This is a genomic window from Akkermansiaceae bacterium, from assembly GCA_017798145.1.
Lineage (GTDB): Bacteria > Verrucomicrobiota > Verrucomicrobiia > Verrucomicrobiales > Akkermansiaceae > Luteolibacter.
In genome coordinates this window covers 2,097,638-2,122,410 of record CP059069.1, presented here as the reverse complement: position 1 = coordinate 2,122,410, position 24,773 = coordinate 2,097,638, and the positions used below count along the sequence as shown (strand labels likewise).

At 63.1% G+C, this 24,773-nt stretch carries 20 protein-coding genes; 7 read left to right on the top strand and 13 right to left on the bottom strand.

Annotated features, from left to right (window positions below):
• Positions 1 to 49: 49 nt before the first annotated feature.
• From HZ994_08965 to HZ994_08955, 3 genes are read left to right on the top strand one after another with little or no spacing between them, the layout of a single operon-like run.
• Positions 50 to 2,140 (top strand): TonB-dependent receptor, encoded by a 2,091-nt coding sequence (locus HZ994_08965; GenBank protein ID QTN32455.1) that lies wholly within the window; start codon positions 50 to 52, stop codon positions 2,138 to 2,140.
• 46 nt (positions 2,141 to 2,186) lie between these two features.
• A complete protein-coding gene (locus HZ994_08960; GenBank protein ID QTN32454.1) occupies positions 2,187 to 3,803 on the top strand; it encodes a peptide ABC transporter substrate-binding protein in 1,617 nt (538 codons plus the stop codon).
• A gap of 4 nt (positions 3,804 to 3,807) precedes the next feature.
• Positions 3,808 to 4,722, top strand: coding sequence for an ABC transporter permease (locus HZ994_08955; GenBank protein QTN32453.1), 915 nt, complete (start codon positions 3,808 to 3,810; stop codon positions 4,720 to 4,722).
• 10 nt (positions 4,723 to 4,732) lie between these two features.
• Here the strand turns inward: HZ994_08955 and HZ994_08950 are convergent, their stop codons facing one another.
• The 4 genes from HZ994_08950 to prmC form a co-directional block, all read right to left on the bottom strand.
• Positions 4,733 to 5,260: a YcxB family protein gene (locus HZ994_08950; protein QTN32452.1), complete on the bottom strand. Its 528-nt coding sequence runs from the start codon at positions 5,258 to 5,260 to the stop codon at positions 4,733 to 4,735.
• Positions 5,261 to 5,305: 45 nt separating this feature from the next.
• Positions 5,306 to 5,473, bottom strand: coding sequence for a type II toxin-antitoxin system RelE/ParE family toxin (locus HZ994_08945; protein QTN32451.1), 168 nt, complete (start codon positions 5,471 to 5,473; stop codon positions 5,306 to 5,308).
• Between the two features lie 216 nt (positions 5,474 to 5,689).
• A complete protein-coding gene (murA, locus tag HZ994_08940) occupies positions 5,690 to 6,958 on the bottom strand; it encodes a UDP-N-acetylglucosamine 1-carboxyvinyltransferase (protein ID QTN32450.1) in 1,269 nt (422 codons plus the stop codon).
• 15 nt (positions 6,959 to 6,973) lie between these two features.
• Positions 6,974 to 7,810 (bottom strand): peptide chain release factor N(5)-glutamine methyltransferase, encoded by an 837-nt coding sequence (prmC, locus tag HZ994_08935; GenBank protein QTN32449.1) that lies wholly within the window; start codon positions 7,808 to 7,810, stop codon positions 6,974 to 6,976.
• Positions 7,811 to 8,031: 221 nt separating this feature from the next.
• Here prmC and HZ994_08930 point away from each other — a divergent pair, with 221 nt between their 5' ends.
• Together HZ994_08930 and HZ994_08925 are read left to right on the top strand one after the other, a co-directional pair.
• Positions 8,032 to 9,045 (top strand): alkaline phosphatase family protein, encoded by a 1,014-nt coding sequence (locus HZ994_08930; protein ID QTN32448.1) that lies wholly within the window; start codon positions 8,032 to 8,034, stop codon positions 9,043 to 9,045.
• Between the two features lie 141 nt (positions 9,046 to 9,186).
• Positions 9,187 to 10,422: a site-specific DNA-methyltransferase gene (locus HZ994_08925; GenBank protein ID QTN32447.1), complete on the top strand. Its 1,236-nt coding sequence runs from the start codon at positions 9,187 to 9,189 to the stop codon at positions 10,420 to 10,422.
• Positions 10,423 to 10,443: 21 nt separating this feature from the next.
• On the opposite strand, the gene phoU is transcribed toward HZ994_08925, so the two are convergent.
• From phoU to HZ994_08895, 6 genes are all read right to left on the bottom strand, one after another.
• Complete coding sequence (gene phoU / locus HZ994_08920; GenBank protein ID QTN32446.1) at positions 10,444 to 11,145, bottom strand: phosphate signaling complex protein PhoU; 702 nt, start codon at positions 11,143 to 11,145, stop codon at positions 10,444 to 10,446.
• A gap of 11 nt (positions 11,146 to 11,156) precedes the next feature.
• The gene (locus tag HZ994_08915; GenBank protein ID QTN32445.1) at positions 11,157 to 11,972 is read right to left on the bottom strand and encodes a phosphate ABC transporter ATP-binding protein; all 816 of its coding nucleotides are present in this window, start codon (positions 11,970 to 11,972) and stop codon (positions 11,157 to 11,159) included.
• A complete protein-coding gene (gene pstB / locus HZ994_08910; GenBank protein QTN32444.1) occupies positions 11,932 to 12,711 on the bottom strand; it encodes a phosphate ABC transporter ATP-binding protein in 780 nt (259 codons plus the stop codon). Before pstB ends, HZ994_08915 begins: the two co-directional genes overlap by 41 nt.
• A gap of 133 nt (positions 12,712 to 12,844) precedes the next feature.
• A complete protein-coding gene (gene pstA, locus HZ994_08905; protein QTN32443.1) occupies positions 12,845 to 14,467 on the bottom strand; it encodes a phosphate ABC transporter permease PstA in 1,623 nt (540 codons plus the stop codon).
• A 12-nt stretch (positions 14,468 to 14,479) separates the two neighbouring features.
• A complete protein-coding gene (locus HZ994_08900; GenBank protein QTN32442.1) occupies positions 14,480 to 16,750 on the bottom strand; it encodes an ABC transporter permease subunit in 2,271 nt (756 codons plus the stop codon).
• 91 nt (positions 16,751 to 16,841) lie between these two features.
• Positions 16,842 to 17,801, bottom strand: coding sequence for a phosphate ABC transporter substrate-binding protein (locus HZ994_08895; GenBank protein QTN32441.1), 960 nt, complete (start codon positions 17,799 to 17,801; stop codon positions 16,842 to 16,844).
• Between the two features lie 280 nt (positions 17,802 to 18,081).
• On the opposite strand from HZ994_08895, the gene HZ994_08890 reads away from it, so the two are divergent.
• The gene (locus HZ994_08890) at positions 18,082 to 19,314 is read left to right on the top strand and encodes a hypothetical protein (protein QTN32440.1); all 1,233 of its coding nucleotides are present in this window, start codon (positions 18,082 to 18,084) and stop codon (positions 19,312 to 19,314) included.
• A gap of 57 nt (positions 19,315 to 19,371) precedes the next feature.
• Entirely contained in the window at positions 19,372 to 20,967 is a 1,596-nt protein-coding gene (locus HZ994_08885) for an NAD(P)/FAD-dependent oxidoreductase (protein QTN32439.1), read from the top strand.
• An 83-nt stretch (positions 20,968 to 21,050) separates the two neighbouring features.
• Here the strand turns inward: HZ994_08885 and HZ994_08880 are convergent, their stop codons facing one another.
• The 3 genes from HZ994_08880 to HZ994_08870 form a co-directional block, all read right to left on the bottom strand.
• Positions 21,051 to 21,695, bottom strand: a complete 645-nt coding sequence (locus HZ994_08880) for an NAD(P)H-dependent oxidoreductase (GenBank protein QTN32438.1) — start codon at positions 21,693 to 21,695, stop codon at positions 21,051 to 21,053.
• Positions 21,696 to 21,705: 10 nt separating this feature from the next.
• Complete coding sequence (locus HZ994_08875) at positions 21,706 to 24,165, bottom strand: LPS-assembly protein LptD (protein QTN32437.1); 2,460 nt, start codon at positions 24,163 to 24,165, stop codon at positions 21,706 to 21,708.
• 71 nt (positions 24,166 to 24,236) lie between these two features.
• Positions 24,237 to 24,569 carry a Dabb family protein gene (locus HZ994_08870; GenBank protein QTN34353.1) on the bottom strand — a complete coding sequence of 111 codons (333 nt, stop codon included), beginning with the start codon at positions 24,567 to 24,569 and terminating at the stop codon, positions 24,237 to 24,239.
• Between the last annotated feature and the right edge of the window lie 204 nt (positions 24,570 to 24,773).

The window sequence follows — 24,773 nt, the reverse complement described above, 5'->3', positions numbered from 1 at the left end:
CAGGATCACTTGTCGTCTCAGCCCCGGAACCCTATCAAGTTCCCTGTCCATGATCCTCCGCATTCCGCTCGCCCTGCTCGCCTTGCCCCTGTCCGCCCATGCCCAGGATTTCCTGGAGCCGCTCATCGTCACCGCATCGCGCAGCGCGAAGCCGCTCAAGGAAACGCCCTACTCCGTCACTTCCTTCTCAGCGGAGGACTTCCGGCAAAACACCGTCCGCACACTGCCGGAGGCGCTTGCGCTGACTCCGGGCGTGCTGGTTCAGAAAACCGCCAACGGCCACGGCTCGCCCTTCATCCGCGGCCTCACCGGCAGGCAGAACCTCCTGCTCATTGATGGTGTCCGCTTCAACAACTCCACCTTCCGGGGCGGCCCGGTGCAGTATTGGAACACGGTCGATCCGCTGTCGCTGGAGCGCTTCGAGCTGATCCGATCCCAGGGCTCCGTGCTCTACGGCTCGGACGCGGCGGGCGGCACGCTCAACGCCTTCACGAAATCCTCGGGATTCGCCGATGAGGCGGAGGGAAAAGTCTTCAGCCACGGCTCCGGCTACTATGAATACCGTAGCAACGGCCAGGGCAGCCACATCGGGCGCATCGAGGCGCAGACCGGCATCGGCGGCGTTTTCGGCCTCCACCTCGGCATCTCCGCGAAGGACTACGGGGACATCGAGGACTCCGCAGTCGGCCTGATGCGCGGCACCGGCTACCCGGAGCAGTCCATCGACTCCCGCCTCGATTGGGCAATCGGCCCGCAGACCCTGTTGACGCTCAACCACCAGAATTTCAACCAGGACAGGATTTCCCGCTGGCACTCCACCCGCAACAACCCCGGCTGGACGCACGGCAGCCACGTTTCCGCACCGGGCACCTTCATCTCCCGCGATTACGACCAGGAACGCTCGCTGAGCTATCTCCGCATCGCCCATGAGGACAGTGCGGCGGGTGCCGCGGTGCGGCGCATCACCGCCACACTTTCCTACCAGACTTCCTCCGACACGGAGATCCAGGTGCGCACGCCCATCGACCGCCGCTACCAGACATACGATGTGGAAACGCTGGGCTTCGACCTCGAGCTGGAGTCCGCCCTGGCTGGAGGCTCGTTGCTCTACGGCCTGGATTATTACCATGATTCGGTCGATTCCGGCGCGCTCCGGGATCGCGGCGCGGGCTACCTCTTCGATCCCGCGAGCCGCCCTCTGGCGGATGATTCCACCTACGACATCTTCGGCGCATACACCCAGTACATCCGCACCATCGGGGAGAAATTCGAGCTGACCGGCGGCCTCCGCTACACCCATGCCCGCGCCGATCTGGGCAAGCTCCGCCTGGGTGCCGCGGACATTTCCGCGAACAGCTCATGGGATGATTTTTCCGCCTCCCTGCGTGGCACCTACCGCATCAACGATGAGTGGTTCGCTTTCGGCGGCCTCTCGCAGGCATTCCGCGCGCCGAATCTCAACGACCTTTCCGGAAACGTGACCTCCCGCTCCGGCATCGCCGCCATCGGATCGCTCAACGTCGAGCCTGAGGAATTCCTGACCACCGAGATCGGCATACGCCATGAAACCGACCGCTATGGCCTGAGCGCCGCGGTTTTCCACACGGACATTTCCGACGCGATCATCGGCGTGCCCATCGCGCTTGGGTCGGCCACCAACGCCACCACCAACGCCAGCGACGGCTACATCTACGGTATCGAGCTGGAGGGCTACTGGAGCATCAGCCCGCAATGGACTCTCACCGGCTTCGCCTCATGGCAGGACGGGCGCACGGAAAGCCCCGCCTTCATCGGCGGCCCGGTGCGGGATGAATACGCCTCCCGGCTGCTGCCGCTGACAGGGTCGCTGGCGCTGCGCTGGGAGCATCCCAGCGCTCCCTTCTGGGCGGAAGGACGCGTTCTCGCATCCGCCAAGGCCGACCGCCTGAGCAGCGGCGACCGCACCGACACCCAGCGCATCCCCACCGGCGGCACGCCCGGATACGCGGTCGGCTCACTCCGCGCCGGATGGAACCCCACGGAAAACCTCGAGCTCACCGCCGCCATCGAGAATATCCTGGACGATGACTACCGCAACCACGGATCCGGCCAGAACGAGCCGGGCACCAACGCGATTCTCGGCGTGAAATTCCTTTGGTGAATTTTCCCCTGCCATACGGCGGCTTTTGTGACATCGTCCGCCAGCGATGAACCGCCTCCTTACGACAGCCGCACTCTGCCTCAGCCTCCTCTCATGCCAGCGCGAGAGCCAGGTGGACAAGGCGACCCGCGAGGGCATCCTGCTTCTCGGCAACAGCAGCGACCCGAAGAGCTTCGATCCTCAGGTCACTTCCGGGGTGCTCGAAAGCAACATCAACCGCGCGCTTTTCGAGGGTCTGGTCATTTCCCACCCCAGCGATGACCTCGCCGCCCCCGGCGGAGCCGCCATCGAGATGATCCCGGACGAGACCTCCACCGTCTGGACCGCAAAGCTCAGGCCGGATGCGAAATGGTCCGATGGGGAGCCGGTGACATCCGAGGATTTCGCCTTCGCCTACGAGCGCCTGCTCACGCCGGAACTCGGCGCGAAATATGCGGAGATGCTCTATTTCCTGAAAGGCGGGGAGGCTTTCAACAAGGGCGAAACCAAGGATTTTTCCAGCGTCGGCATCCAGGTCGTCGATCCTCTCACCTTCGTCATCACCCTTCGCGGGCCTACCCCTTATTTCAAGGAAATCCTCAAGCACTACACCTGGAATCCGGTGCCGAAGCACCGCATCCTCAAATACGGCGGCATGGCGCAGATCGGCAACGATTGGGCGAAGCCTGAGAACCTGGTGGGCAACGGCCCCTACCGCATCAAGTCGTTCCGCCGCAACGCCCACATCGAGGTGGAGCGCAACCCTCATTACTGGGATGCGGCGAACGTGTCGCTCAACGGCATCCGTTTCCTGCCCATCTCCAACATCTTCACCGAGGCGAGGATGTTCCGCGACGGCCAGCTCCATGTCACCTACGCCGCCGCATCCGAAACGGTGGACTTCATGAAGAAGCACAACCCCTCCGTGCTGCGCCAGGAGCCGTACCTCGGCACCGATTTCTATCGCTTCAACACCACCCGCGAGCCCTTCGACGACTCCCGCGTCCGCCGCGCCCTGAGCATGGCGATCGACCGCAAGGCGATCTGCGAAAACGTCTTCCGCGGCTCCACCCCCGCCTACGCGATCACCCCGCCGATGGGCGATTACGATCCGCCGCACGGAGCCGGATTCGATCCGGAGCAGGCACGGAAACTGATGGCCGAGGCTGGCTACCCGGGTGGCAAGGGCTTCCCCCGGAAAAAACTCCTCATCGCCTCCCGCGAAACGGCAGCCACCCTCGCCACCGCCGTCCAGGCGATGTGGCGCGAGCACCTCGGCGTGGAGGTGGAGATCGAGAACAAGGAGTGGACCGCCTATCTCGTCGCCACCCAATCGCTCGATTACGACATCGTTTCCGCAGGCTGGATCGGCGATTTCATCGACCCGCTCACTTTCCTGGAAATCTGGTCTCCCGGAAACGGCAACAACAACACCGGCTGGGACAATCCGGAATTCGTCGCCCAGCTCGCGGAGTCCTTCAAGGTCACGGATCCCGCCGAGCGCTACGGATACCTGAAAGCGGCGGAGGCCATCCTGCTGGAGGAGGCGCCCATCGCTCCCATCGGCTGGCGCGGCAAGAATTACCTTGTCCATCCCTCCGTGCAGGGCTGGCATCCGCTGCTGCTCGCCGGGAATCCCTACCACTCCCTCCGCCTCGTCCCCCAGGAAACGAAACAAAAATAAGGCCATGCTGAAACTCCTCGCCTCCCGCTCCCTCCAAGGCCTGCTCACGCTCTTCGTCCTGATCACGCTCACCTTTTTCCTCGTCCGGATGATGCCCGGAAGCCCCTACGTGGAGGAAAAAGCCATCCCCGCCCATGTCCTCGAGCGCATGAAAGCCTACACCGGCCTCGATAAGCCGCTGCCGGTCCAATACGCGGTGTATCTCAAGAACCTGGTGATCAATCAGGATCTCGGCGACCTGATCCGCAAGGACGGGGTCAAGGTCTCGGAGGTCATCGGCGATTCCTTTCCCGTCTCGCTCGCCCTCGGCCTGGCCTCGATGGGCATCGCCCTGATGGTGGGCATACCGGCGGGTGTCATCGCGGCCGTCAGGAAAAATTCACCCACCGATTTCGCCTGCCTCGCCTTCGCCATGGTCGGCATCTGCCTGCCCAGCTTTGTCATCGGTCCCTTGCTCGCGGTGTTCGCCGGGTTGAAACTGCAATCGCTCAATGTCGCCGGATGGTCATCGCCCACCGACTGGATACTCCCAGCCATCACGCTCGGCATGATCAACGCCGCCTATCTGGCGCGCCTGGCGCGCGGCGGGATGCTCGATGTCCTGAGCCAGGATTACATCCGCACGGCCAAGGCAAAAGGAGTGCCGGGCCAGAAGATCATCATCCGCCACGCTCTGCGCGGAGGGCTCATCCCGGCCGTCGCCTTCATCGGCCCGGCCTTTGCGGCGATGATCTCCGGCTCCTTCGTCATCGAGACGATCTTCCAGATCCCGGGCATGGGCCAGCATTTCGTCAACGCCGCCACCGACCGCGAGTTTTTCCTGATCCAGGGGCTGGTGCTCTTCTACGGATTCCTCATTGTCGGCGCGAACCTGCTGGCGGATCTGGCGCTCATCGCGCTGAACCCGAGGCTTCGGTGAGGCGTGCAACTCAAGCGCCAATAACTTTCGATGTCCTATCCACCACGTGGTGGGTGTCGAAACATTTTGCCACCTCATGGATCTCCGTTGTATCCCCTGATAGCTTCGAGGCCGGAATTATCGCCCAGAGCCCCATGCCCAACTCCAAGAAAATCGTGTCCCTGTAAAGATGGTAGCCCTTCACATGATCCCATGGAACCGTTGACCGCATCCCTTCGATGACCTCGGTGATGCCGTCACCGTCAATCAAAAGCTCAATGACCCTTGCCGACTGGGAAGCCGCATGCGCTGCCGAGCACGCCCTCATGTATTTCCCGTAAGGCAACCGAGGCCCCAGGTATGATAGGGTCATGACGAGGATGACTATCATGAGGCCAATCCGTTCGGGAGAGGCGGCGTAAATTCCCAAGCCGCCGAGAAACGCAGGAATGAGTAGCGCCTGGTAGTGCCTCCAGCGGCTGTCGCCACCCCGACAGCGTAACAGGAATTCGTAATGATTCCGGTAATCCTCAAAGGTGTTCTCGTAGCGGATATGCATGTGTTGTGGGGAAGCCTGACTGGCGGTGTCACTTTGCCGTGCCTGTCATTCGTAAACGTCCTTGCGGTGCCCGGCGGCGAGGACGAGCACGGTCATTTGCTCGTCGCCGATTTTGCAGGCTAGGCGATGATCGCCGATCCGGTGTCTCCACAATCCGGCAAGATTCGCTTTCAGCGCCTTTCCATACCGCCTGGTTTCTTCGGATCCTGACATCCGCCCGTCCAGATACGCGAGGTTTTTCTCCTGCGCCGGGCGTCCGGGCTTCTCGCGTTCCCTCAACGCCCGGTCATCGAAACCATAGGCCCAACCCAAGTTTCACTTCCTCCGCAGAATGGGTTTTCGCAGGCCGTTGCCCGCTATCACTGCTAAGTCGCATGGCGAGCATGAAATGCAGCATACCGTTGCCATATGTGGATGGAACCCGGAAAATTACACGCGCACGCGCTCGACGTTTGCGCCGAGGGTGAGGAGTTTCTCGTCGATGTGCTCGTAGCCGCGGTCGATGTGGTAGAGGCGGGAGATTTCCGTGCTGCCTTTTGCGCGCAGGGCGGCGAGGACAAGGGCGGCGGACGCGCGGAGATCCGAGGCCATCACCGGGGCTGCGGAGAGCTGGGTCACTCCACGGACAATGGCGGTGCCGTGGTCCATTTTGATGTCGGCGCCCATCCGCTTCAGTTCGGCGCAGTGCATGAAGCGTTGCGGGAAAATGCTGTCCTTGATGACGCTGATCCCGGGGGTGGTGGCGAGCAGGGCGGTCATCTGCGCCTGCATGTCCGTCGGGTAGCCGGGGAAGGGGGCCGTGTTGAGATCGACGCCTTGGAGGGTTTCCCCGCGCTCGATGAAGCAGGAATCCCCCGCCTCGTTGAACTCGACCTTGTGGCCGGATTTCACGATGGCCTCGGTGATCGCCTTGAGGTGGGCGCGGTTGACGCGGTTCAGGGTGACGCCCTCGCCGGCCAGCGCGGCGGCGGCCATGAAGGTTCCCGCCTCGATGCGATCGGGTATCACCGTGTGCTCCACGCCTTTGAGTTCCTTGACCCCCTCGATCACTATGCGCCTGGTGCCAGCGCCGGTGATCTTCGCGCCCATGGCGTTGAGGAAATTCGCGAGATCCAGCACCTCCGGCTCGGCGGCGGCGGATTCGATGACGGTGACGCCCTCGGCCAGCGTCGCGGCCATCATCACGTTGTCGGTGCCGAGGACGGTTGGGCCGCTTTCGCCGCGGAGATCCATTTCCGCGCCTTTCAACCCATCCGGGGCGGTGAGGATGATGTTCCCGGCCTCGAACTCGATCTTCGCGCCGAGCGCCTGCATCCCTTTCAGATGGAGATCCACCGGCCTGTCGCCGATCACGCAACCGCCCGGCAGCGAGACCACGGCCCGGCCTTTCCGGGCGAGCAGCGGGCCCATGACGCAGATGGAGGCGCGCATGCGGCGGACGAGTTCGTAGGGGGCTTCCTCCGCGATGTCGGCACAGGTGATGCGGACGGTGCCGGAGGAGCGCTCCACATCCGCGCCGAGGGCGCTGAGGATCTGGATCATGTAGTTCGTGTCCGAGACGTCCGGCACGCGGCGGATGATGCAGTCCTCGCCGGTGAGGATGGCGGCGGCGAGGATGGGCAGCGAGGCGTTCTTGGAGCCGGAAATGTTGACGGCTCCCTTGATCGTGGAGCCGCCGTGGACGACGAGTTTATCCATGCTTTTTGTTTTCTGTTATGGTTTTTTCGCAAATGGGAAACGGGCGATCCCGCTGAGATCCGTGCGGACGCTGATGTCCGTGAAGCCGCAGCTTTCCAACAACCCGAGCACCTGTGAAGCCTGATCGTGGCCAATTTCCAGGGCGACGAGGCCGCCGGGCTCAAGGAAACCGATGGAATCCGGGACAAACCTTTTCAACAGGTCCAATCCGTCCGCCCCGGAAAACAGCGCGAGCGCGGGATCGTGCGCCAGCTCGCGGGCCAATCCGGCGGCCTCGCCGGCGGGGACGTAGGGAAGGTTCGCGGCGATGAGATGGAAGCTGCCGGTGATTTTACCGAAAAGATCGCTTTCCACGAAGGAAACGTTTCCCAAGCCCATCCGTGCGGCGTTTTCGCGGGCGAGTGAAAGGGCATCCGGCGAAACATCGGCCAGTGTCACGCGGGACTCCGGCCGTTCGGCGGCGATCGTCAGGCCGAGCACCCCGGAGCCGCAGCCCATGTCGAGGATTTCCAGGGGACGCCGGGGAAGATTGGCGAGGGCCATTTCCACCAGTTCCTCGGTCTCGGGGCGGGGGATGAGGCCACGTTTGTCGCAGAGGAAATCCCGGCCATGGAAGCCGACCGTGCCGAGGATGTGCTGGAGCGGGACGCCCTCGCCGCGGCGTTTCAGCAGATCGCGCAGGGGGGCGAGATCCTCCTCCTCCAGCGGCCTGTCGAACTGGGTGTAGAGCTGCATACGCGTGCAGCCGAGACGGTGGGCGAGCAGGTGCTCCATGTTGCGCCGCGGTTCGGCGACCCCGCGTTTCGCCAGATACTCCGCACCCCCATTGATCGTTTCCAGAACCGACTTCATCGCCACGCCGTTTATGGGGCATGGGAGGCGATCCGGCAAAGGCCGAAAATACGGCGGCCCGGGTTTTCGCGGCGTATGTTCCGATGGATGGGAACCGCGCTAAGCAAGCCACCGAGTTCATGGGTCATCTATGGCTTGATCCTTCGCGCAGTGTTTTCGATGCTTGGGGGCTGCCTTTGCAGCCGAACCATATCCCGATGCGACATCACTTCCCATGGCCAATGATGGCATTTCTATGCTGCTGCCTGCCTGCGACGCTCTTCGCCGGGCGCGATCAGGTGGCCGAGATCCAGGCGGATCATGCCGTCGGCCGGATCGCCTTCGGCTCCTGCCTGAGGAAGCCGGATGGCGCTCAAATCCTCGATAAGGTCCTCGCCTACAAGCCCGACCTGTTCATTTGGCTCGGGGACAACATCTACGCCGACACCCTGGATCAGCCGGCCCGCTTCGATGAGCTCTACGGCCGGTTGGGGGCGAACCCGCGCTTCCAGAAACTCAGTGACACCTGCCCGCAACTCGCGATCTGGGACGACCACGATTACGGTGCGGACAATTCCGGCATGACCTATCCGCTCAAGGAGCCATCGAAGCTGGCTTTCGGGAAATTCTGGCGGGTTCCTGAAAAGTCGGCTTTCTGGCACAGGGAGGGCATTTACCGGGCCGTGGAATACGGATCCGCCGGCCAGCGGGTGCAGGTCATCCTGCTGGATGGCAGGTGGCATCTCGATCAGGCCAATCCGGCTGAGAAGGGCAGTTACCTCGGCGAGGCGCAGTGGGCCTGGCTGGGGGAGGTGCTGGAGCGTCCGGCCAAGGTGCGGGTGATTTGCTCCGGCGTGCAGGTGATCAAGCTCAACGGGAACGGCAAGAACTGGGAGATGTGGGGGCACCATCCCACCGAGCGCCAGCGCCTTTTCGATCTGATCGGATCCACCAAGGCCGCGGGCGTGGTCTTCATCAGTGGCGACATGCACTTCGGTGAGATTTTCAAAACCACCGACACGGCCTATCCATTCCATGACATAACGGCGAGTGGCATGGACCAGATCCATGGCCATGCGGGCAAAACACAGCCTGGCCCTGAGCAAATCGGCTCATCCTTGATCAAGTCCCTGAATTTCGGCGGCCTCGTCATCGACTGGGAGAAGTCGGTCTTGCAACTGGAGATCCTCAACGGCGAAGGCGAGGCCTTCCTCAGCCATCCGGTGCCGCTCGGGGATCTGCAGGCCGGCGGATAGGGGGAAACGGGGCGCCGGCACTCGATTCCCGGCATTCGTCTCGACTTGCAAGGACGCCCGGCTAGCTTGGATCCGAAGGCGATATCGTCCAGCGGGTCACCATCTTCCGTTGGATGTGCCTCACGGGAAAAGTGATTTGTCATGGCTGATAGCGACAATGGGAGGATTTTGGGAGATCCGGGCGAACTGCATGGCGAGCTGCGTTCGTTTGTCGGGTTCGGGCGTGCCACGGAGACGGAGGAAAGGCATTTTGGGGAATTGCGGGTGCCGGTGTACGGGAACGAGTTCTGGACCTCCAAGCAAAGGGACGGGCACTCCTTGCACGAGGTCTCATACCGCGCCTGCTACAAGCCGCAGCTCCCGGGTTTTTTCATCGGGCGTTTCTGCAATCCGGGCGACCTTGTCTATGATCCGTTCATGGGCAGGGGAACGACGCTTGTCGAAGCGCAGCTGAGGGGATGCCGGGTGGTCGGAAACGATGTGAACCCGCTTTCCGGGGTTCTTGCCGCGCCGCGCCTCAAGCCCCCGACGGCGGCGATGGTCGAGGCTCGGCTGGCGGAAATTCGCTTGCCGGATCCCGGGGAAATGGATCCCGATCTTCTCGTTTTTTTCTCTTCCGAGACGCTGGGCGAACTCTATGGATGGCGCTCGTATTTCCGCATTCGGAAACAAGAGGGCACCTTTGACCAGGCGGATGCATGGATCCAGATGGTTGCCTGCAACCGGCTTACCGGGCACTCCAAGGGATTCTTTTCGGTGTACACCCTGCCTCCCAACCAGGCTACCTCCCTGGCCGCCCAGCGCCGCATCAACGAGAAAAGGCGGCAAGTCCCCGAATACCGCGACACCAAGGCGCTGATACTGAGGAAGACCAAGCGGCTGCTCCGTCATCCGCTGCCGGAAAACTACGGCCGCGATGGCTTTGGGATCGTCTGTTCCTCCGCCGATTCGACACCTGCGATTCCCGGCGATTCGGTGAAGCTGGTGGTCACTTCGCCCCCGTTCCTGGATGCGGTGGACTACGTTGGAGACAACTGGCTGCGGATGTGGTTCTGCGAACTTGAGGCCGATCCGGGGCGGATCTGGCAGATCAGGTCGCTCGAAGCCTGGGCAGCCCGGATGACGGACGTGTTCAGGGAGCTGAAGCGTGTGCTCCAGCCCGGCGGTGTCGTTGCCTTTGAGGTCGGCGAGGTGCGCGGGGGACTGTTGTCGCTCGAGAACGAGGTGGTCAAAGCGGGCTGCGAGGCGGGGCTTGTTCCGGAGTGCATCATGATCAACTCCCAGGATTTCACAAAGACGGCAAACTGCTGGGGTGTCTCCAACAACCGGAAAGGCACCAACAGCAACCGCATCGTGATCCTCGGGAAGGAAGCCTGAGGCGCAAGGCGGCGGGACGCTTCACTCGTCTGGCTGGATCTCGCGGTCGCCCTTGCTGAGGTGGCGGAGATCCTTGGCGTGCTCGAGGTAAACGGCATCCTCGCCGATGTTCGAGGCCAGGTCGCCGACGCGCTCGAGGGAGCGGATGATGAAGATGAGGTGGAGGTATTCCTGGCTGCGCCCCTCCGTCCCCTCGATGCGGGAGCCGAACTGGGCGGTGGCGGCCTTGTCCATGCGGTCGAGCTCCTTGTCGCGGGCGTGAAGGGAGGCGCCGAGGGTGGCGTTGCCGTCGCTGTAAGCGGAAATGGCGTCGCGCAGGAGATGGTCGGCGAGCGTGTAGAGCGGCTCGATGAGGTTCACATCGCCGAGCTCAGGTGCGGCCATGATTTTCTTGGCGCGCTTGGCGATGTTCACGGAGTGGTCGGAGATGCGCTCCAGGTTCATGGAGATCTTCATCGATGAAACGACGAGCCGGAGGTCGGTGGCGAGGGGGTGGTACTTCACCAGGATGTCCATACCGAGCTGGTCGATGACGCGCTCGAGCTCATCGACATCGTCGTCTTCCGCGATGACGGAGTTGGCGAGCTCCAGGTTGCGCTCCATGAGCGACTGCACCGCGCGCTCTAGGTTGTGGCGGGATTTGGCGGCCATTTTGAGCACCTCTCCCTTGAGGGTGGAGATGGCGGCGTCGAAGTCCCTGAGTATGTGTGGTGAGCTGTTCATTTCTTTTGCGGTTAACCGAACCTGCCGGTGATGTATTCCTCGGTCTGCTTGACCCGCGGGTTGGAGAACATACGGGCGGTGGCACCGTATTCAATCAGCTCGCCGAGATAGAAGAAAGCGGTCTTGTCGGAGACGCGGGCGGCCTGCTGCATGTTGTGGGTTACGATGACGATGGTGTAGTCCGCCTTGAGGCCGTGGATGAGTTCCTCGACGCGGGCGGTGGCGATGGGATCGAGTGCGGAGCATGGCTCGTCCATGAGGATGACGGAAGGCTCGACGGCGCAGGTGCGCGCGATGCAGAGGCGTTGTTGCTGCCCGCCGGAGAGGCTGAAGGCGCTCTCGTTGAGGCGGTCTTTCACCTCGTCCCAGAGGGCGGCACCGCGCAGCGCTTTCTCGACGGTGGCATCGAGCGCGCCCTTGTTTTTCTCGCCCAGGATGCGCGGGCCGTAGGCGACGTTCTCGTAGATGGTGCGGGGGAAGGGATTTGATTTCTGGAACACCATGCCGACGCGGCGGCGCAGCTCCACTCCATCGACCTCGGGGTCGTGGATCTCGATGCCCTCGATCTCGATGGTGCCCTTGGTGACCTTCGCGCCGGGGATGAAATCGTTCATGCGGTTGAAGCAGCGCAGCAGGGTCGATTTCCCGCAGCCCGAGGGGCCGATGAAAGCGGTGACCTCGTTGCGGGCGATTTCCATGCTGATGTCCTTGATGGCGCGAGATTTCCCGTAGGAGAAATCGACCCCGGAGCAGAGGATGGCGGTTGTCTGGTCGGTGGCGCTCATTTCAGCTGAACCTCCCGGTGATGTAGGCTTCCGTCTGCTCATGGCGCGGGCTTTCGAAGATCTGCATGGTCTTGCCGTATTCGATGAGCTTGCCCATGTAGAGGAAGGCGGTGCGGTCGGAGCAGCGGGTGGCCTGCTCCATGTTGTGGGTGACGATGACGATCGTGTAGCGGCTCTTGAGCTTGGTGATGAGCTCCTCGATCTTGAGGGTGGCGAGCGGATCGAGCGCGGCGCAGGGCTCGTCCATGAGCAGGATTTCCGGGCGGTTTGCGATGGCGCGGGCGATGCAGAGGCGCTGCTGCTGGCCGCCGGAGAGGCCGAAGGCGCTTTCGTGGAGGCGGTCTTTCACCTCGTCCCACAGGGCGGCTTCCGTGAGCGAGCGCTCGACGGTTTCATCGAGCTCGCGTTTGCCGCTGCGGCCGGCGACGCGCAGGCTGAAGACGACGTTTTCGTAGATCGACTTCGCGAAGGGGTTGTATTTCTGGAACACCATGCCGACGCGCTTGCGCAGGGAAATCACTTCCACGGAGGGATCGTAGAGGCTGGTGCCGTCGAGGCGGATGTCGCCTTCGTGGCGGACGCCGTCGATGAGGTCGTTCATGCGGTTCATGTTCCGCAGCAAGGTCGATTTCCCGCAGCCCGAAGGGCCGATGAGGGCGGTGACCTCGTTTTCCGGGATCGCCATGTCGATGCGGAAGATCGCCTGCTTCGCGCCGTAGTGGAAGCTGAAGTCCTCGATGCGGATGAAATCCGGGCGGGGTGTTTTCTGGGCTGGGGGCATGGTGGATTTCTAACCGTGAATGAACGCTAATTTTCGCGAATGAAGGGGTTTGGCCACAGAGGCACGGTTTTCGTGGTTTGGGAAATTCATGGAAATCGCCCTGCGGTCTCCGTGTCTCTGCGGCCGGAATTCCTCAGAAGCTTGAAACGGCGTAGCGTTTCCTGAGGCGGTTGCGGATGGTGATTGCGGTGAGGTTGAGGGTGACGACGACGATGATGAGCAGCAGTGCGGTGGCGTAGACCATGGGCTTGGCGGCCTCGGCATCGGGCGATTGGAAGCCGAGGTCATAGATGTGGAAGCCGAGGTGCATGAACTTGCGCTCGGCGTGGATGAAGGGTGCGACATCGTCGATGGGGAGTGACGGGGCGAGCTTCACCACGCCGACGAGCATGAGCGGTGCGACCTCGCCCGCGCCGCGCGCCATGGCGAGGATGACCCCGGTGAGGATGCCGGGGAGCGAGGCGGGAAGCACGACGCGCTGGATCGCCTGCCACTTGGATGCGCCGCAGGCGAGGGCGGCCTCGCGGACGCCGCGCGGGACGGCGGAGAGGGCTTCCTCGGTGGCGACGATGACAACGGGCAGGGTGAGCAGCGCAAGTGTCAGCGATGCCCAGAGGATGCCCGGAGTGCCGAAGGTGGGGGTGGGGAGTTTCTCGGAAAAGAAGGTCTGGTCGATGTTCGCGCCGACGAAATATACGAAGAACGCGAGGCCGAAGACGCCGAAGACGATGGACGGCACGCCAGCGAGGTTGTTCACGCAGATGCGGACGATGCGGACCATCGCGCCCTGCTTGGCATATTCGCGCAGGTAGATGGCGGCGATGACGCCGAAGGGGGTGACGAAGAAACTCATCACCAGGGTCATCACCACGGTTCCGAAGATGGCCGGGAAGACGCCGCCCTCGGTGTTCGCCTCGCGGGGTTCCTCGACGAGGAAATGCCATGCGCGCCTCAGGCTTTCCCCGAGGCGTCCGAAAAATCCGGTGCGGTTCGGCGAGAAGACGCCGAGCAACTGGTCGGAAGGGAGGGTCTTTTCACGGCCATCAGAGATCTTGTAGATCAGGCTGTTGGCGGCCATGGATTCATCGAGCTCGGAGGCCTTTGCCTTGAGCTTGTCGAACTCCGCCTGGAGCGCGGCGCGTTCCCCCGCAGCCGCTTCCGGCGTCATCCGCCCGGCCTTTTCCGCACGTGACAGCTCTTCCATCGCCAGGCTGATTTTCCCAATCTGCTTGCGCTCGATGTGGAGAACCTTTTCGCGGGTCTCGCCGCTTTTGCCGATGACGGAGCCGAGGGCTTCGCGGAATGCCCCATCGTCTGCGCCGATGCGTTCGCCGTCCACCAAAAGCGCCACCGGCTCCCCGATCGCAGGGCCGTAGGTGAGACGCTCGATGAGGATGCCGTCCTCCGGGAGGCTGCGCGAAACGATGTCCCGGGCATCGATGTAGAGGAAGGTGTCGTTGCTGAAATCCTTGTTGCCGCGGAAGACCTGGATCTCCCGCACCTCTTTCCCATCCGCATCCTTGCGGGTGCGCGACTGGGTCTCGAATCCCGCGATGAGCTCGGTGGTGTCGCCTTTCCGGATCTCGAAAAGCTCGATGCGCTTGGGCCAGAAGGATGCCGCGCCCTTGACAAGGATGAGAAGGAAAAGCCCCAGCGCCATGGTCACGCCGATGGCAAGCCCGGCGGCGGTGAGCCATACCAAAGGCTCGCCCTTGCGCGACCTTCCGGTCGTGGCGAACTGTTTTCGTGAAGGCATTGCGGTCATCTGTCAGACAAGCTTGTTTTTCTCGCGGAGGCGCTGGCGGAGGATCTCGGCGATGGTGTTCATCACGAAGGTCATGGCGAAAAGGACGACCGCGCCCAGGAACAGCGTGCGGTAGTGGGTGGAGCCGACGGGAGCCTCGGGCAGTTCCACGGCGATGTTTGCGGCGAGCGTGCGCATCCCGTTGAAGATATTCCACTCCATGATGGGGGTGTTGCCGGTGGCCATCACCATGATCATCGTTTCCCCGACAGCGCGCCCGAAACCGATCATCAGCGCGGAGAAAATCCCGGAGGATGCAACGGGCAGCATGACCGTCCAGACCACCTGCCAGCGGTTCGCTCCGAGGGCTGCTGCTGCTGCCGTCAGGTTCTTCGGGACATTGGAGAGGGCGTCCTCGGCGATGGTGAAAATCACGGGGATGACGGCGAAGCCCATGATGAAGCCGAGCACCAGCGAGTTGCGCTGCTCGAAGCGCGTGCCTGTCGCCTGCGGCCACCATAGCGTGAAATCGGCGATCTTCGCCCCGCTGGCCGGATCCGTGTAGATGAAGAAAACCCGCTCGATGACCGGCCCAAGCGACCAGCCTGCGAAGGCGGCGAGGGCGAGGAAGGGGACGACGATCACCCATTCCGCGCCGCCCTCGAAGCGGTTGCGGAAGGCGAGCGGCATGCGGCACCAGGCATAACCGACCAGCAGTGCGGCGGCGGGGATGAAGATCACCAGCATGAGCACCGATGGGACGCGGTTTTCCAGGATGGGCGCAAGCCACAGCCCGGCGAGGAAGCCGAGCACCACGGAGGGCAGCGAGGACATGATCTCCATGGTAGGCTTGACGAAGCGCTTCACATCCGGCGGCAGGAAAGCGGCGGAGAAAACGGCGGCGAGCAGGGCTATGGGCACCGAGAACAGCAGGGCGTAGGCGGTTCCCTTGAGCGAGCCGAAGATGAGCGGCACCAGGGAGAGCTTGGCCTCGAAGTCGCCGGTGCCGCCGGTGGACTGCCATTGGTACACCGGGCCGTCGCCGCCCTCGTACCAGACTTTTCCGAAGAACGCCTCCAATCCCGCATCCGGGTGGTGATCCTTCACCTCGAACTTCCGCGCCTCACCGCCTGCGGAGGCGATCCAGAAAGACTCGCCCTTCGCATCGAGGATGGCGGCAGCGGGGGCGAATTCCGCCTCACCTTCCCAGCGGACGGCACCCGAGGTGCTGTGGCGGATGGAGAGCGATTTCCCGGCACCTGTCAGGAAGGTGCGGTTGCGCTGGCTTTTCGCAAAAACCTTCTCGCCCGGGCCGAGGTTGGGAAAGTCCTTGGTCATGCCGAAGAGCCGTTCCGCATCGTCGCTTTTCCGGAACAGGCTCCACTGTTCCTGGCGGCCATCGGTGGCGGTCAGGATCACGGAAACGCCGCCGAAAAGGAAATCCATCTCGGCCAGGCCGCCGCCCCCGAAGGGGCTGAAAACCTGGCGCCTCGTCACGCCGGCGGAGTCTGCGAGCAGGTAGGTCACCTCGCCCTCGGCGTTCGCGGCCAGCACCATGCTTCCGTTCTGCGAGGCGCGCAGCATCACCACATCGCCTTCGATTTCCGAGGAGACATCCACCTCCGCAAGCAGCTTGAGTGTCTTGCCGCCGATGAGGCCGCCCTTCATCCCGAGCCGCAGGACCTCCACCGTCCTTGCCTCGCCGGTTCCGCGCTTCGCCGCGACGACGCGCGATGTGCCGTCATCCCCGTATGCGATCCCTGTCACGGCCCCCTCACCGGCCTTCAGCTCAAACCATGGCTCGGCGGTGACGGATGGCTTCACGCCCTTCGCCTCGCCGTTTTCGAAAACCCTTTCATAGCCGACTATGAATGAGCCGACCCGCCCGTCCCCAAGGCCGAGGGCGACGCGGCGGTTGACCGGATCGTAGGAACTCGCCGTCACGGTGAGCCCCTCCAGCCCCGGCACCTGGATCTCGCTGCGTTGCCCGCTTTGCCCGTCCACGAACACCACCGTCTGCCCGCCGGAGTAGAAAAACGGCATATCGCCCCATTCGTCCACGCCGAGGATGAGCGGCGCAACGTCCGCAGAGACCTCCGTGCTTTCGACCACCTCGCCCGGTCTGAACAGCGGCACGACCTCCTTGCCGATGAACCAGAAGATCCCGAACACCGCCAGGATCACAGCGATCCCGCCGAAACGGATCGCCCAGCCCATGAAGCGGTCGAACCAGAGGGTCGCCCGGGAAACCTCGAATCGCTTCGGGTCCGGGAGTTGGGTTTCTTCGGGGGTCATCGGGAGGGCATGAAAAGGAGGAGGAAATCTAGTTTTCCCCCTCCCTGACTGGCAAGCCTTGTGTCTGCGCTAGTGTGACGCTTCCGCCACCTTACTTGGCGAGCGCGGCGGCGGTTTCCGCAGCCAGCTCGGCGGGCATCGGGTAGTAACCGTCCTTTTCGACGATCATCTGGCCTTCCTTGGAGAGGACGTATCTCAGGAATTCGAGGGTCAGCTTGTCGAGCGGCTCGCCGGGTTTCTTGTTCACATAGGCGATGAGGAAACGGGCCATCGGGTAATCGCCGGAAAGGGCGTTGTCGTAGGTTGCCTCGAAGAACTCGGAGCCCTCCGACGCGATGGGCAGGGGGCGGACGCCGGATGTCCTGTAGCCGATGCCGGAGTAGCCGAGCGCGTAGAGATCGCCGCCGATCCCCTGGACGACCGCCGAGGAGCCCGGCTGCTCTTTCACGGATGATTTGAAATCGCCCTTGGCAAGCGCGTGCTCCTGGAAGAAGCCGTAGGTGCCGGAGGCGGAGTTGCGCCCGAAGAGCGAGATCGCGCGGCCTTTCCATGCATCCAGGCCGAGCTGGCCCCAATCGCTGATGTCATCGCCGCCCTTCTTGCGGGTGGAGGAGAAAATCGAGTCCACCTGCGCCATGCTCAGGCCCTTGATCGGGTTGTCCTTGTGGGCGAAGACGGCGAGCGCGTCGATCGCCAGGTTCACCGCCGTGGGCTTGTAGCCGTATTTTTTCTCGAAGGCATCGATCTCCTCCGCTTTCATCTCCCGCGACATCGGGCCGAGCTGTGCGGTGCCCTCGATGAGCGCCGGCGGTGCGGTCGAGCTGCCCTTGCCCTCGATCTGGATGTTGACGTTCGGGTAGGCCTTTTTGAAACCTTCCGCCCATAGGGTCATGAGGTTGTTGAGGGTGTCCGAGCCGATCGAGTTCAGGTTCCCGGAAACGCCGCTGACCGGCGCGTAGGAGGGCATGGAGGCATCGATGTGGGATTCCTGCGCGAAGGCAGGGGTGGCCGCAAGGATGGTGGCGGCGAGGCGGATTGCTTTCGATTTCATGGTGTTTGTGGTGGTTCGTGGCGCGTGTTTCGTCACGGACGAGAGCTAGCATGGGATTCCGTCACATTGGCAAAAGGGGAATTGTGACAGGTTTGTCACAAAGCTGATTTTGGTTGCGCGCGGAACATCGTGGTCAGAGTAATGGCCTTGGCGGCAAACAGGGGCTTGAGATCCGGTGCTTTGCCCGGTATGTGACATACTTGTCACACAAAGAGGCTCCAATTGTCACGTTCCCGTCACTTAAGTGCCCGCCGTCGCGTGACAGAACCGACACACAACAATGAAAAACACACTCAAAAACGCAATCGTCCTGGGACTCGCCATCGGCCTGCCGGCCATCGCCACCGCAGGCCCCGCAAGCCCCTTGGCAGAAGCCCCCGCAAGCAACCCCGGCGACTGGTGCTCATGGCTCCAGAGCAAGCCCGGCACGATCTACAAAAACGCGGAGAATCCCTTCCTCCAGTCCTTCAACATCGGCGCGCGCTTCCAATACCAGACCGCCTACGTGGACGGCCAGGACGTCAACGGGCGCGATTTCACCGACACCTATGACGACTACCGCCGGGTGCGCATCGAGACGAAGACGGAATTCCTGCGGTATTTCACCGCGAAGATCGGCATCAACGCGGTGAGCGACAACCGCAACAACCCCGCAGGCGGCGGCCTCGACTGGCCGTATGAGGATTTCGACGAGGCATACGTCAATTTCAACATCAAGAAAGCCTTTGGCGTGGATGCCTTCGATACGCTCGATGTCCAATACGGGCGTCACAAGTTCAACATGACGGAGGAAGTCCACATGTCCTCAAAGGAGATCTACACCATCGAGCGCTCGGCGATCGCCAACAAGCTCTATGGAAGTCCGAACCGTGCGACCGGGCTTACGCTCAACGGGAGCGTGGGTGCGTGGTCCGCGACGCTCGGAATCTTCAGCGGCGAGGATGATTCCGAATTCATCGGCGGCTGGAACGATGGCCAGGCCTATTATTTTTCCGGAGCATACCAGCATAGCGAAGAGCTGCGCTTTGTCCTGGATTTCGTCCAGAACGACCAATCCGGTGCGGACGATTACCTTGGGTACGATTGGGCGACGGCGCTCAACGCGATCTATGACGACGGGCGCTTCGGAACGCTGGCCACGCTGGTTGTAGGGGAAAACAACGGCTTGAACCCGGCCCGCGGCGGATCGTTCCACGGCCTGGTGGTGATGCCGTGGTATTGGATCATGGAGGACAAGCTTCAGGCGGTGTTCCAATACCAGTATGCCGGGTCACAGAGGGATCAGGGGATCCGCACCAACAGCCGCTACGTCCGCTCCCAGCATGACAATCCGCTGGTGAACGACGGCGGCGGGCGCGGCGACGAGCTGCACACGCTCTATGCCGGACTCAACTACCTGATCTGCGGGGACAACGCCAAGATCATGGCCGGAATCGAATACTCGACGCTGAACACCCCCGCCGGGGATATGGACGCCTTCACCTACTCGCTGGCATTCCGCACGTATTTCTAGACCAAAGCCCCGCCATTCGCATTGCACCCCGGAGCCGGGGCAGGCCATCCTCCCGGCATGGCAACATCGTTCCAGACGCGCTACGACGCGGTGATCATCGGCTCCGGGCACAACGGAATGGTGGCGGCGTGCTACCTGGCGCAGGCGGGCCTGTCCGTGCTGGTGCTGGAGCGCAACGCCGAGATCGGCGGGGCGACGCGCTCGGAGCGGGTTTTCAAAGGCATGGATGCGCGGCTCTCCGCCTACTCGTATCTCGTCAGCCTGTTCCCACGGAAAATCCTGGACGATCTTGGCATCGCCTTCGGCAGCAAGCGGCGCGCGACGGCCTCGTGGACGCCCTCGCTGGCGGGCGGTGGTTTCCGCGAGCTGTTGCTGCGCAACGGCGAGGGTGCGGAGGCATGGAATCGCGATGCCTTTGCGGCGCTGACGGGCGGGGATGGGGATTACCGGGGCTACCTCAGGCTCCAGGAAATGCAGGCGGAGCTGGCACGGGTGCTGTGGCCAAGCATGCTGGAGCCGCTGGTCTCGCGGGATGCGATGCGCTCCCGGCTGAAGGGCGCCGGGCTGGAGGCATGGCAGGCCATCATCGAGGAGCCGCTCGGAAAACTGATCGAGGAGCTCATTTCCGATGACCTCGTGCGCGGCCTTGTCTTCACCGACGCACGCATCGGCGTGGCGGGTTTCCCGCATGATCCCTCGTTGCTCCAGAACCGCTGTTTCCTCTACCACATCATCGGCGGCGGCACCGGCGAGTGGCAGGTGCCGGTGGGCGGCATGGGCGCGCTCATCGGCGGGCTTCGCGACGCGGCGCTGGCCACCGGCAAGGTGACGGTCGCCGCCGGTGCGCGGGCGACCCGGATCGATCCGGGTGCGAAGCTGAGCGTGGTGGCGTTTGAGACCGAGGATGGCGGGGTGGAGGTGGATGCGCGCCATGTGCTCTGCAACGCCTCGGCGGATGTCCTGGCGGGTTTGACCGGCACTGCGGCGGCCGGGGACGATGTGGAGGGCACCGCGTTCAAGGTCAACATGCTGCTGAAACGTCTGCCGAAGCTGCGGGACAGCGTGCATGCGCCCGAGGAGGCGTTTGCGGGGACGGTGCACATCGACGAGGGCTACGCGCAGATGATGGCCAGCCATGCGCAGAGTGCCGCGGGGATCCTGCCGGCAAGGCCGCCGGGCGAGATCTACTGCCACACCCTGACGGATCCCTCCATCCTTTCGGAGGATCTGGCCAGGAAGGGCTACCACACGCTCACGCTCTTCGGCTTGGACATGCCGTATTCGCTTTTCAGGGATAACAACGCGGCCATGCGCGCGGAGGCGCTGCGGAGATACATCGCGGGGGTGGACCAATTCCTCGCCGAGCCGCTGGAAAGCTGCCTTGCGGAGGATGCGGACGGCAGGCCATGCATCGAGGCGATGAGCGCGGTGGACCTTGAGGAAAAGATCCACCTGCCCAAGGGCAACATTTTCCACGGCGATCTCACCTGGCCCTTCGTTGGGGAGGAGGCGGAGGCGGAGCTATGGGGTGTGGAAACGGCGCACCCCAATGTTTTTCTCTGCGGCTCATCGGCCGTCCGCGGCGGGGCTGTCAGCGGCATCCCCGGCCACAGCGCCGCAATGAAGGTGCTGGGGAAAGGGGCCTCGATCTAGGAATCGGCGACCTGCGTGGCGAACATCCCTTGCCCTCCCCAGCGGGCGCAAGGCATGGATTTCCGGACCACGGCTCCCCTCGGCTAGACGTGAGCGATGAGCGCATCCTCGGGGAAGCGTGCCTTGGGCATGGCGGCATACTTGTCATCCGCGGAGCGGTAGCCGAGGGCGCAGGCGACGGCGGTGGCGTAGCCGCTGCCTTCCAGCCGGAGGATCTCATCGTAGTCCGCCGGCGAGATCCCCTCCAGCGGGCAGGTGTCGATGCCGAGGACGGCGGCGGAAGCCATGAGCTGCCCCAATGCGATGTAGACCTGGCGGGTGTTCCATGCCTGCTTCGCGGTGGCGTCCATGGCACCCGTGAAGGAGGCGATCATGCCGGATAGCCCGGCGAGGGCTTCCACGGGCGTGCCCTGGACTTCGGAAAGGCGCGAGACCCATGCATCAATGTCCGCCTGGGAAAGATCGGTGCGGGCCGTGAGTACCACGAGGTGGGATGCATCCGTGAGCTGGGGTTGGCCCCACGAGGCAGCCTTGAGTTTTTCCCGGGTTTCCGGGCAATCCACGACCAGGAACTTCCACGGCTGGAGGCCGAAGGAGGAGGGGGTGAGGGTGAGCGAGGTCTCGATGGCCGCCCAGGTGTCCGCCGGGATTTTCCGGGTGGGATCGAAGGCCTTGGTGGCGTAGCGGAAACGGAGGGCGGAGAGAAGGTCGGCTGTCGTGATTGGCATGGCGCGGTGACTATTCCGCATCAAGGCTGAAAGGCAAGGAGGCGGAGGGGAAATCTTTCAGCGTGAGGCTGAACATGATGCCGAACTCGTCGCGGAAGCGGTTGTCGCGGTGGGTGAGTCCCATGCCGATGACCCAGTTCCCGAAATCGTGGTGCAGGGTGTATTGCTGCGCCTCCAGGACACCATCGTCCATCTCGAAGATATGTAGCGTGCCGGCTCCCCAGTTCTCGCTGAGGCGCAGGTAGGTGCCCAGCTCGATGCGGTCGGAATCCAGCAGCACCGGGTGGCTGTTGAGATGGCGGTAGCCCAGGGAGACCTCCATGTCCTCGAAAGGCATGAAACGGAGGCGGGTGTTGATTTCCGAGAAGCCTGAACCGCCGCCGAGGAGCGGGAGCTGCGTCTCGAGATCCGCGCCCAGCCATGGCAGCGGCTGCCAGCGGATATCGTTGTAGAGGTTGGACCAATCGCGGTTGCCCTCCGGATCGTCGATGTACCTGTCGATGTAGGTGTCCATGTAGAGCCATTCGTGGGATTGGCCGTCGCGGTGGGTGATGAGGTGGTTGCGGGTGCCGAAACGGAGGATGTTCCAGCTCTCGAACTCATCGATCGCGGTGAAGTTTGAGGGATCGAGCGGGCGCGGGCGGGTGGTGAATGTCAGCCGGTCGATCTTCGGATAGTCCCTGTCGAGCTCATCGACGCCCGTGACCGACCAGTTGACGTAGGGCTGGAGCACGTGGAGGAGGCCGTCGATGCCCCAGGATTCGTCTCGCAGGTTCCCGTAGTTCCTGGAAATTTTCACCGCCGCCTCCGCGCCGCCGTGGAGCATGAAGCGGGCATCCGTCCCGGCGGGCCCCTGCACTGCGGAGTAGTGGGTGTATGCGCCGCCTATCCTCGGGGTCAGGGTGAACCAATCGCCGTAGGTGATGGGCACGGAGAAGGAATGGTTCGAGTGGAAGCGGTGGAAACCGGTGTCTAGCAGCTGTGCGCGCAGCGCGGGGATGCGTGGGTCGAGCGGCGGCAAGCCCCGGATCTGCTGTACGAGGGTGCGCTCGTAGCCGTTGAGCTGGGCGAGCAGGCCGGGGACGAGAGGGTCGCCGGGCGGCAGGGCAAGCAGCGGGGTGAGGATGTTCCTGCGGGTGAGATCCGCCGCCTGCACGCCGCGGAAGGAAAAGGATGTCTGCCCCTCGTGGAGAAGCGGCGATCCGAAGAGCGGCCTGCGCACCTGGTCGAAGGCGACTTCCGGCCCCTGGGTGTCGGTGCGGTAGAAGTCGTTGAGGCGGAAGCGGCCGAATGCGGAGAGCAGGGACTCGTCGTCGCGGCGGTAGATTCCGAGGGTGTTGTCCGGTGCGGGGTTGGTGCGGTAGATGTCCGGCGCGAAGTCCTCCAGGTAGTATTGGTCGGAAAGGAGGGTGAGGTTGGTGTCGAGGCGCCAATCCGCTTCGCTACCGAAATCGAGCGGCTGGCGGTGGCGGAGCTGGAGCTGGTAGCGGTTCTCGTTGACGCCAAAGCGGGGCAGTCCGTTGCGGGAGTCCCGGGGGTCGAGATCGTAGAGGTAGTATAGGCTGAGGCCGGAGATTTCCTCGCGGTTTTCCTCGCGGATGTCGGACAAGTCCAGGCCGAATGCGGCGCCCCGTGTGGCGCGGATGTCGAAGCGCCATTCCGAGAGCAGCCATGCGTCCTCGTTCTCGCCGGTGAGGGGGTTGCGCTCGCCGCCGAGCATGATGCCGTAGGTGTTGAGGAAGTAGGGTCCCCAGTTGGAGCGGGCGCCGGGGACGAAGTGGTAGCCGAGGGCGGCGTTGAGCGGCTGGCTCAGGTAGGGCAGCCAGAACACCGGCCTGTCACCGGCGTAGATCCTGAGGTTCTCGAAGGTGATTTTCTCGCCGGGATAGACTGTGGTTCTGTCGGAACGGATCCAGTAGTTGGGATCCTCCACGTCGTTGGTGGTGATGCCTGCGTTCTCGCCGATGAAAACGGTCTCGCCATCCGCGGATTGCGCGGTGAATTTCCCCGCCTCAAGGATGATGGGATCCACAGAAACCTTCAGGCCGCCCCCATCGAGGACGCCGGTTTCATAGTGGTAAACGGCGCTGTCCCCGCGCTGGAGGATGTTGCCCTGATAGACGGAGACGTTGCCCTCGAAGGTGACCGTCTTCGCCTTCATGTCGACCATTGCGCGGTCGGAGAAGATCTCCAGGCCGTTGTCGCCCGTCACCTTCACCGGGCCGCCGAGGCGGATGGCATTCCCATTGCCCACGATGCTGCCGCCGCGGTTGTCGATTTTCAGGTTTTCCGGCAGCACCGGGCCTTGCTGCACCCCGCCGAGAGGGATCTCCGGTGCGGGGACGGGCTGGATGAGATCCACCGGCGGCGGCGCGCCTTCCGGCAGGATCTGCCCGCCCTCCTGTGCATGGAGGCAAAGCGGGAGCAGCGGAATGACCCAGAGAAGGGGCTGGAAGCGGTTGGGTTGCATCGCCGCAAAGTCAATCCGATGCGGGTGGGTGAGGCAAGGGGGAAGATGGGGCGGGTGGCCGAAGATCGCAGCTACTTCGCGGTGTAGTCGAAGACGAGCGCCTTATCGAGGATGGGGAGGAGGATTTCCTTGAAGGCGAGGTGGGCGGGGTGGGGGATGTAGGTTTCCAGGCCGGCCTTGTCCTTGAAGGTGACGAGGAAGCAGTGGGTCAGGCCGTCGTTCTTGCCCTCGACGCTCTCCGAGACGCCCCATTCATAGGCGGTGATCGTATCGATCTTCGAGGGTAGCTCGGCGAAGGCTTTTTCGACCGCCGCCACCTGCGCGGGAGTGGCGGAGTCCTTGAACTTGAACATGACGACGTGGCGGAATTCGCCACCGGCCTGGGAGATTGCGGTTGTGAGCATGATGATTGCGGGGATGAGTTTTTTCAACATGTCTGACTCTCGGGAAAGGCTGGCCGGATGTCAACGGGGTGGGCTGCTTAAACTAAAGTGAGCCTCTCGATTTCAAAGTTCCCAGGACTGGAAATCCGTAATCATTAAGGGATTTTTTCAAAACTTGGCTTGATTCCTCGGGTTTCGGGATTACAAACGCCGCCCCCGCACAGG

Bases quoted from the DNA above. Each gene is read 5' to 3' on its own strand.
- HZ994_08965 (QTN32455.1), top strand. From the start codon at position 50: ATGATCCTCCGCATTCCGCTCGCCCTGCTCGCCTTGCCCCTGTCCGCC.
- HZ994_08960 (QTN32454.1), top strand. From the start codon at position 2,187: ATGAACCGCCTCCTTACGACAGCCGCACTCTGCCTCAGCCTCCTCTCA.
- HZ994_08955 (QTN32453.1), top strand. From the start codon at position 3,808: ATGCTGAAACTCCTCGCCTCCCGCTCCCTCCAAGGCCTGCTCACGCTC.
- HZ994_08950 (QTN32452.1), bottom strand. From the start codon at position 5,260: ATGCATATCCGCTACGAGAACACCTTTGAGGATTACCGGAATCATTAC.
- HZ994_08945 (QTN32451.1), bottom strand. From the start codon at position 5,473: ATGTCAGGATCCGAAGAAACCAGGCGGTATGGAAAGGCGCTGAAAGCG.
- murA (QTN32450.1), bottom strand. From the start codon at position 6,958: ATGGATAAACTCGTCGTCCACGGCGGCTCCACGATCAAGGGAGCCGTC.
- prmC (QTN32449.1), bottom strand. From the start codon at position 7,810: ATGAAGTCGGTTCTGGAAACGATCAATGGGGGTGCGGAGTATCTGGCG.
- HZ994_08930 (QTN32448.1), top strand. From the start codon at position 8,032: ATGATGGCATTTCTATGCTGCTGCCTGCCTGCGACGCTCTTCGCCGGG.
- HZ994_08925 (QTN32447.1), top strand. From the start codon at position 9,187: ATGGCTGATAGCGACAATGGGAGGATTTTGGGAGATCCGGGCGAACTG.
- phoU (QTN32446.1), bottom strand. From the start codon at position 11,145: ATGAACAGCTCACCACACATACTCAGGGACTTCGACGCCGCCATCTCC.
- HZ994_08915 (QTN32445.1), bottom strand. From the start codon at position 11,972: ATGAGCAGACGGAAGCCTACATCACCGGGAGGTTCAGCTGAAATGAGC.
- pstB (QTN32444.1), bottom strand. From the start codon at position 12,711: ATGCCCCCAGCCCAGAAAACACCCCGCCCGGATTTCATCCGCATCGAG.
- pstA (QTN32443.1), bottom strand. From the start codon at position 14,467: ATGCCTTCACGAAAACAGTTCGCCACGACCGGAAGGTCGCGCAAGGGC.
- HZ994_08900 (QTN32442.1), bottom strand. From the start codon at position 16,750: ATGACCCCCGAAGAAACCCAACTCCCGGACCCGAAGCGATTCGAGGTT.
- HZ994_08895 (QTN32441.1), bottom strand. From the start codon at position 17,801: ATGAAATCGAAAGCAATCCGCCTCGCCGCCACCATCCTTGCGGCCACC.
- HZ994_08890 (QTN32440.1), top strand. From the start codon at position 18,082: ATGAAAAACACACTCAAAAACGCAATCGTCCTGGGACTCGCCATCGGC.
- HZ994_08885 (QTN32439.1), top strand. From the start codon at position 19,372: ATGGCAACATCGTTCCAGACGCGCTACGACGCGGTGATCATCGGCTCC.
- HZ994_08880 (QTN32438.1), bottom strand. From the start codon at position 21,695: ATGCCAATCACGACAGCCGACCTTCTCTCCGCCCTCCGTTTCCGCTAC.
- HZ994_08875 (QTN32437.1), bottom strand. From the start codon at position 24,165: ATGCAACCCAACCGCTTCCAGCCCCTTCTCTGGGTCATTCCGCTGCTC.
- HZ994_08870 (QTN34353.1), bottom strand. From the start codon at position 24,569: ATGCTCACAACCGCAATCTCCCAGGCCGGTGGCGAATTCCGCCACGTC.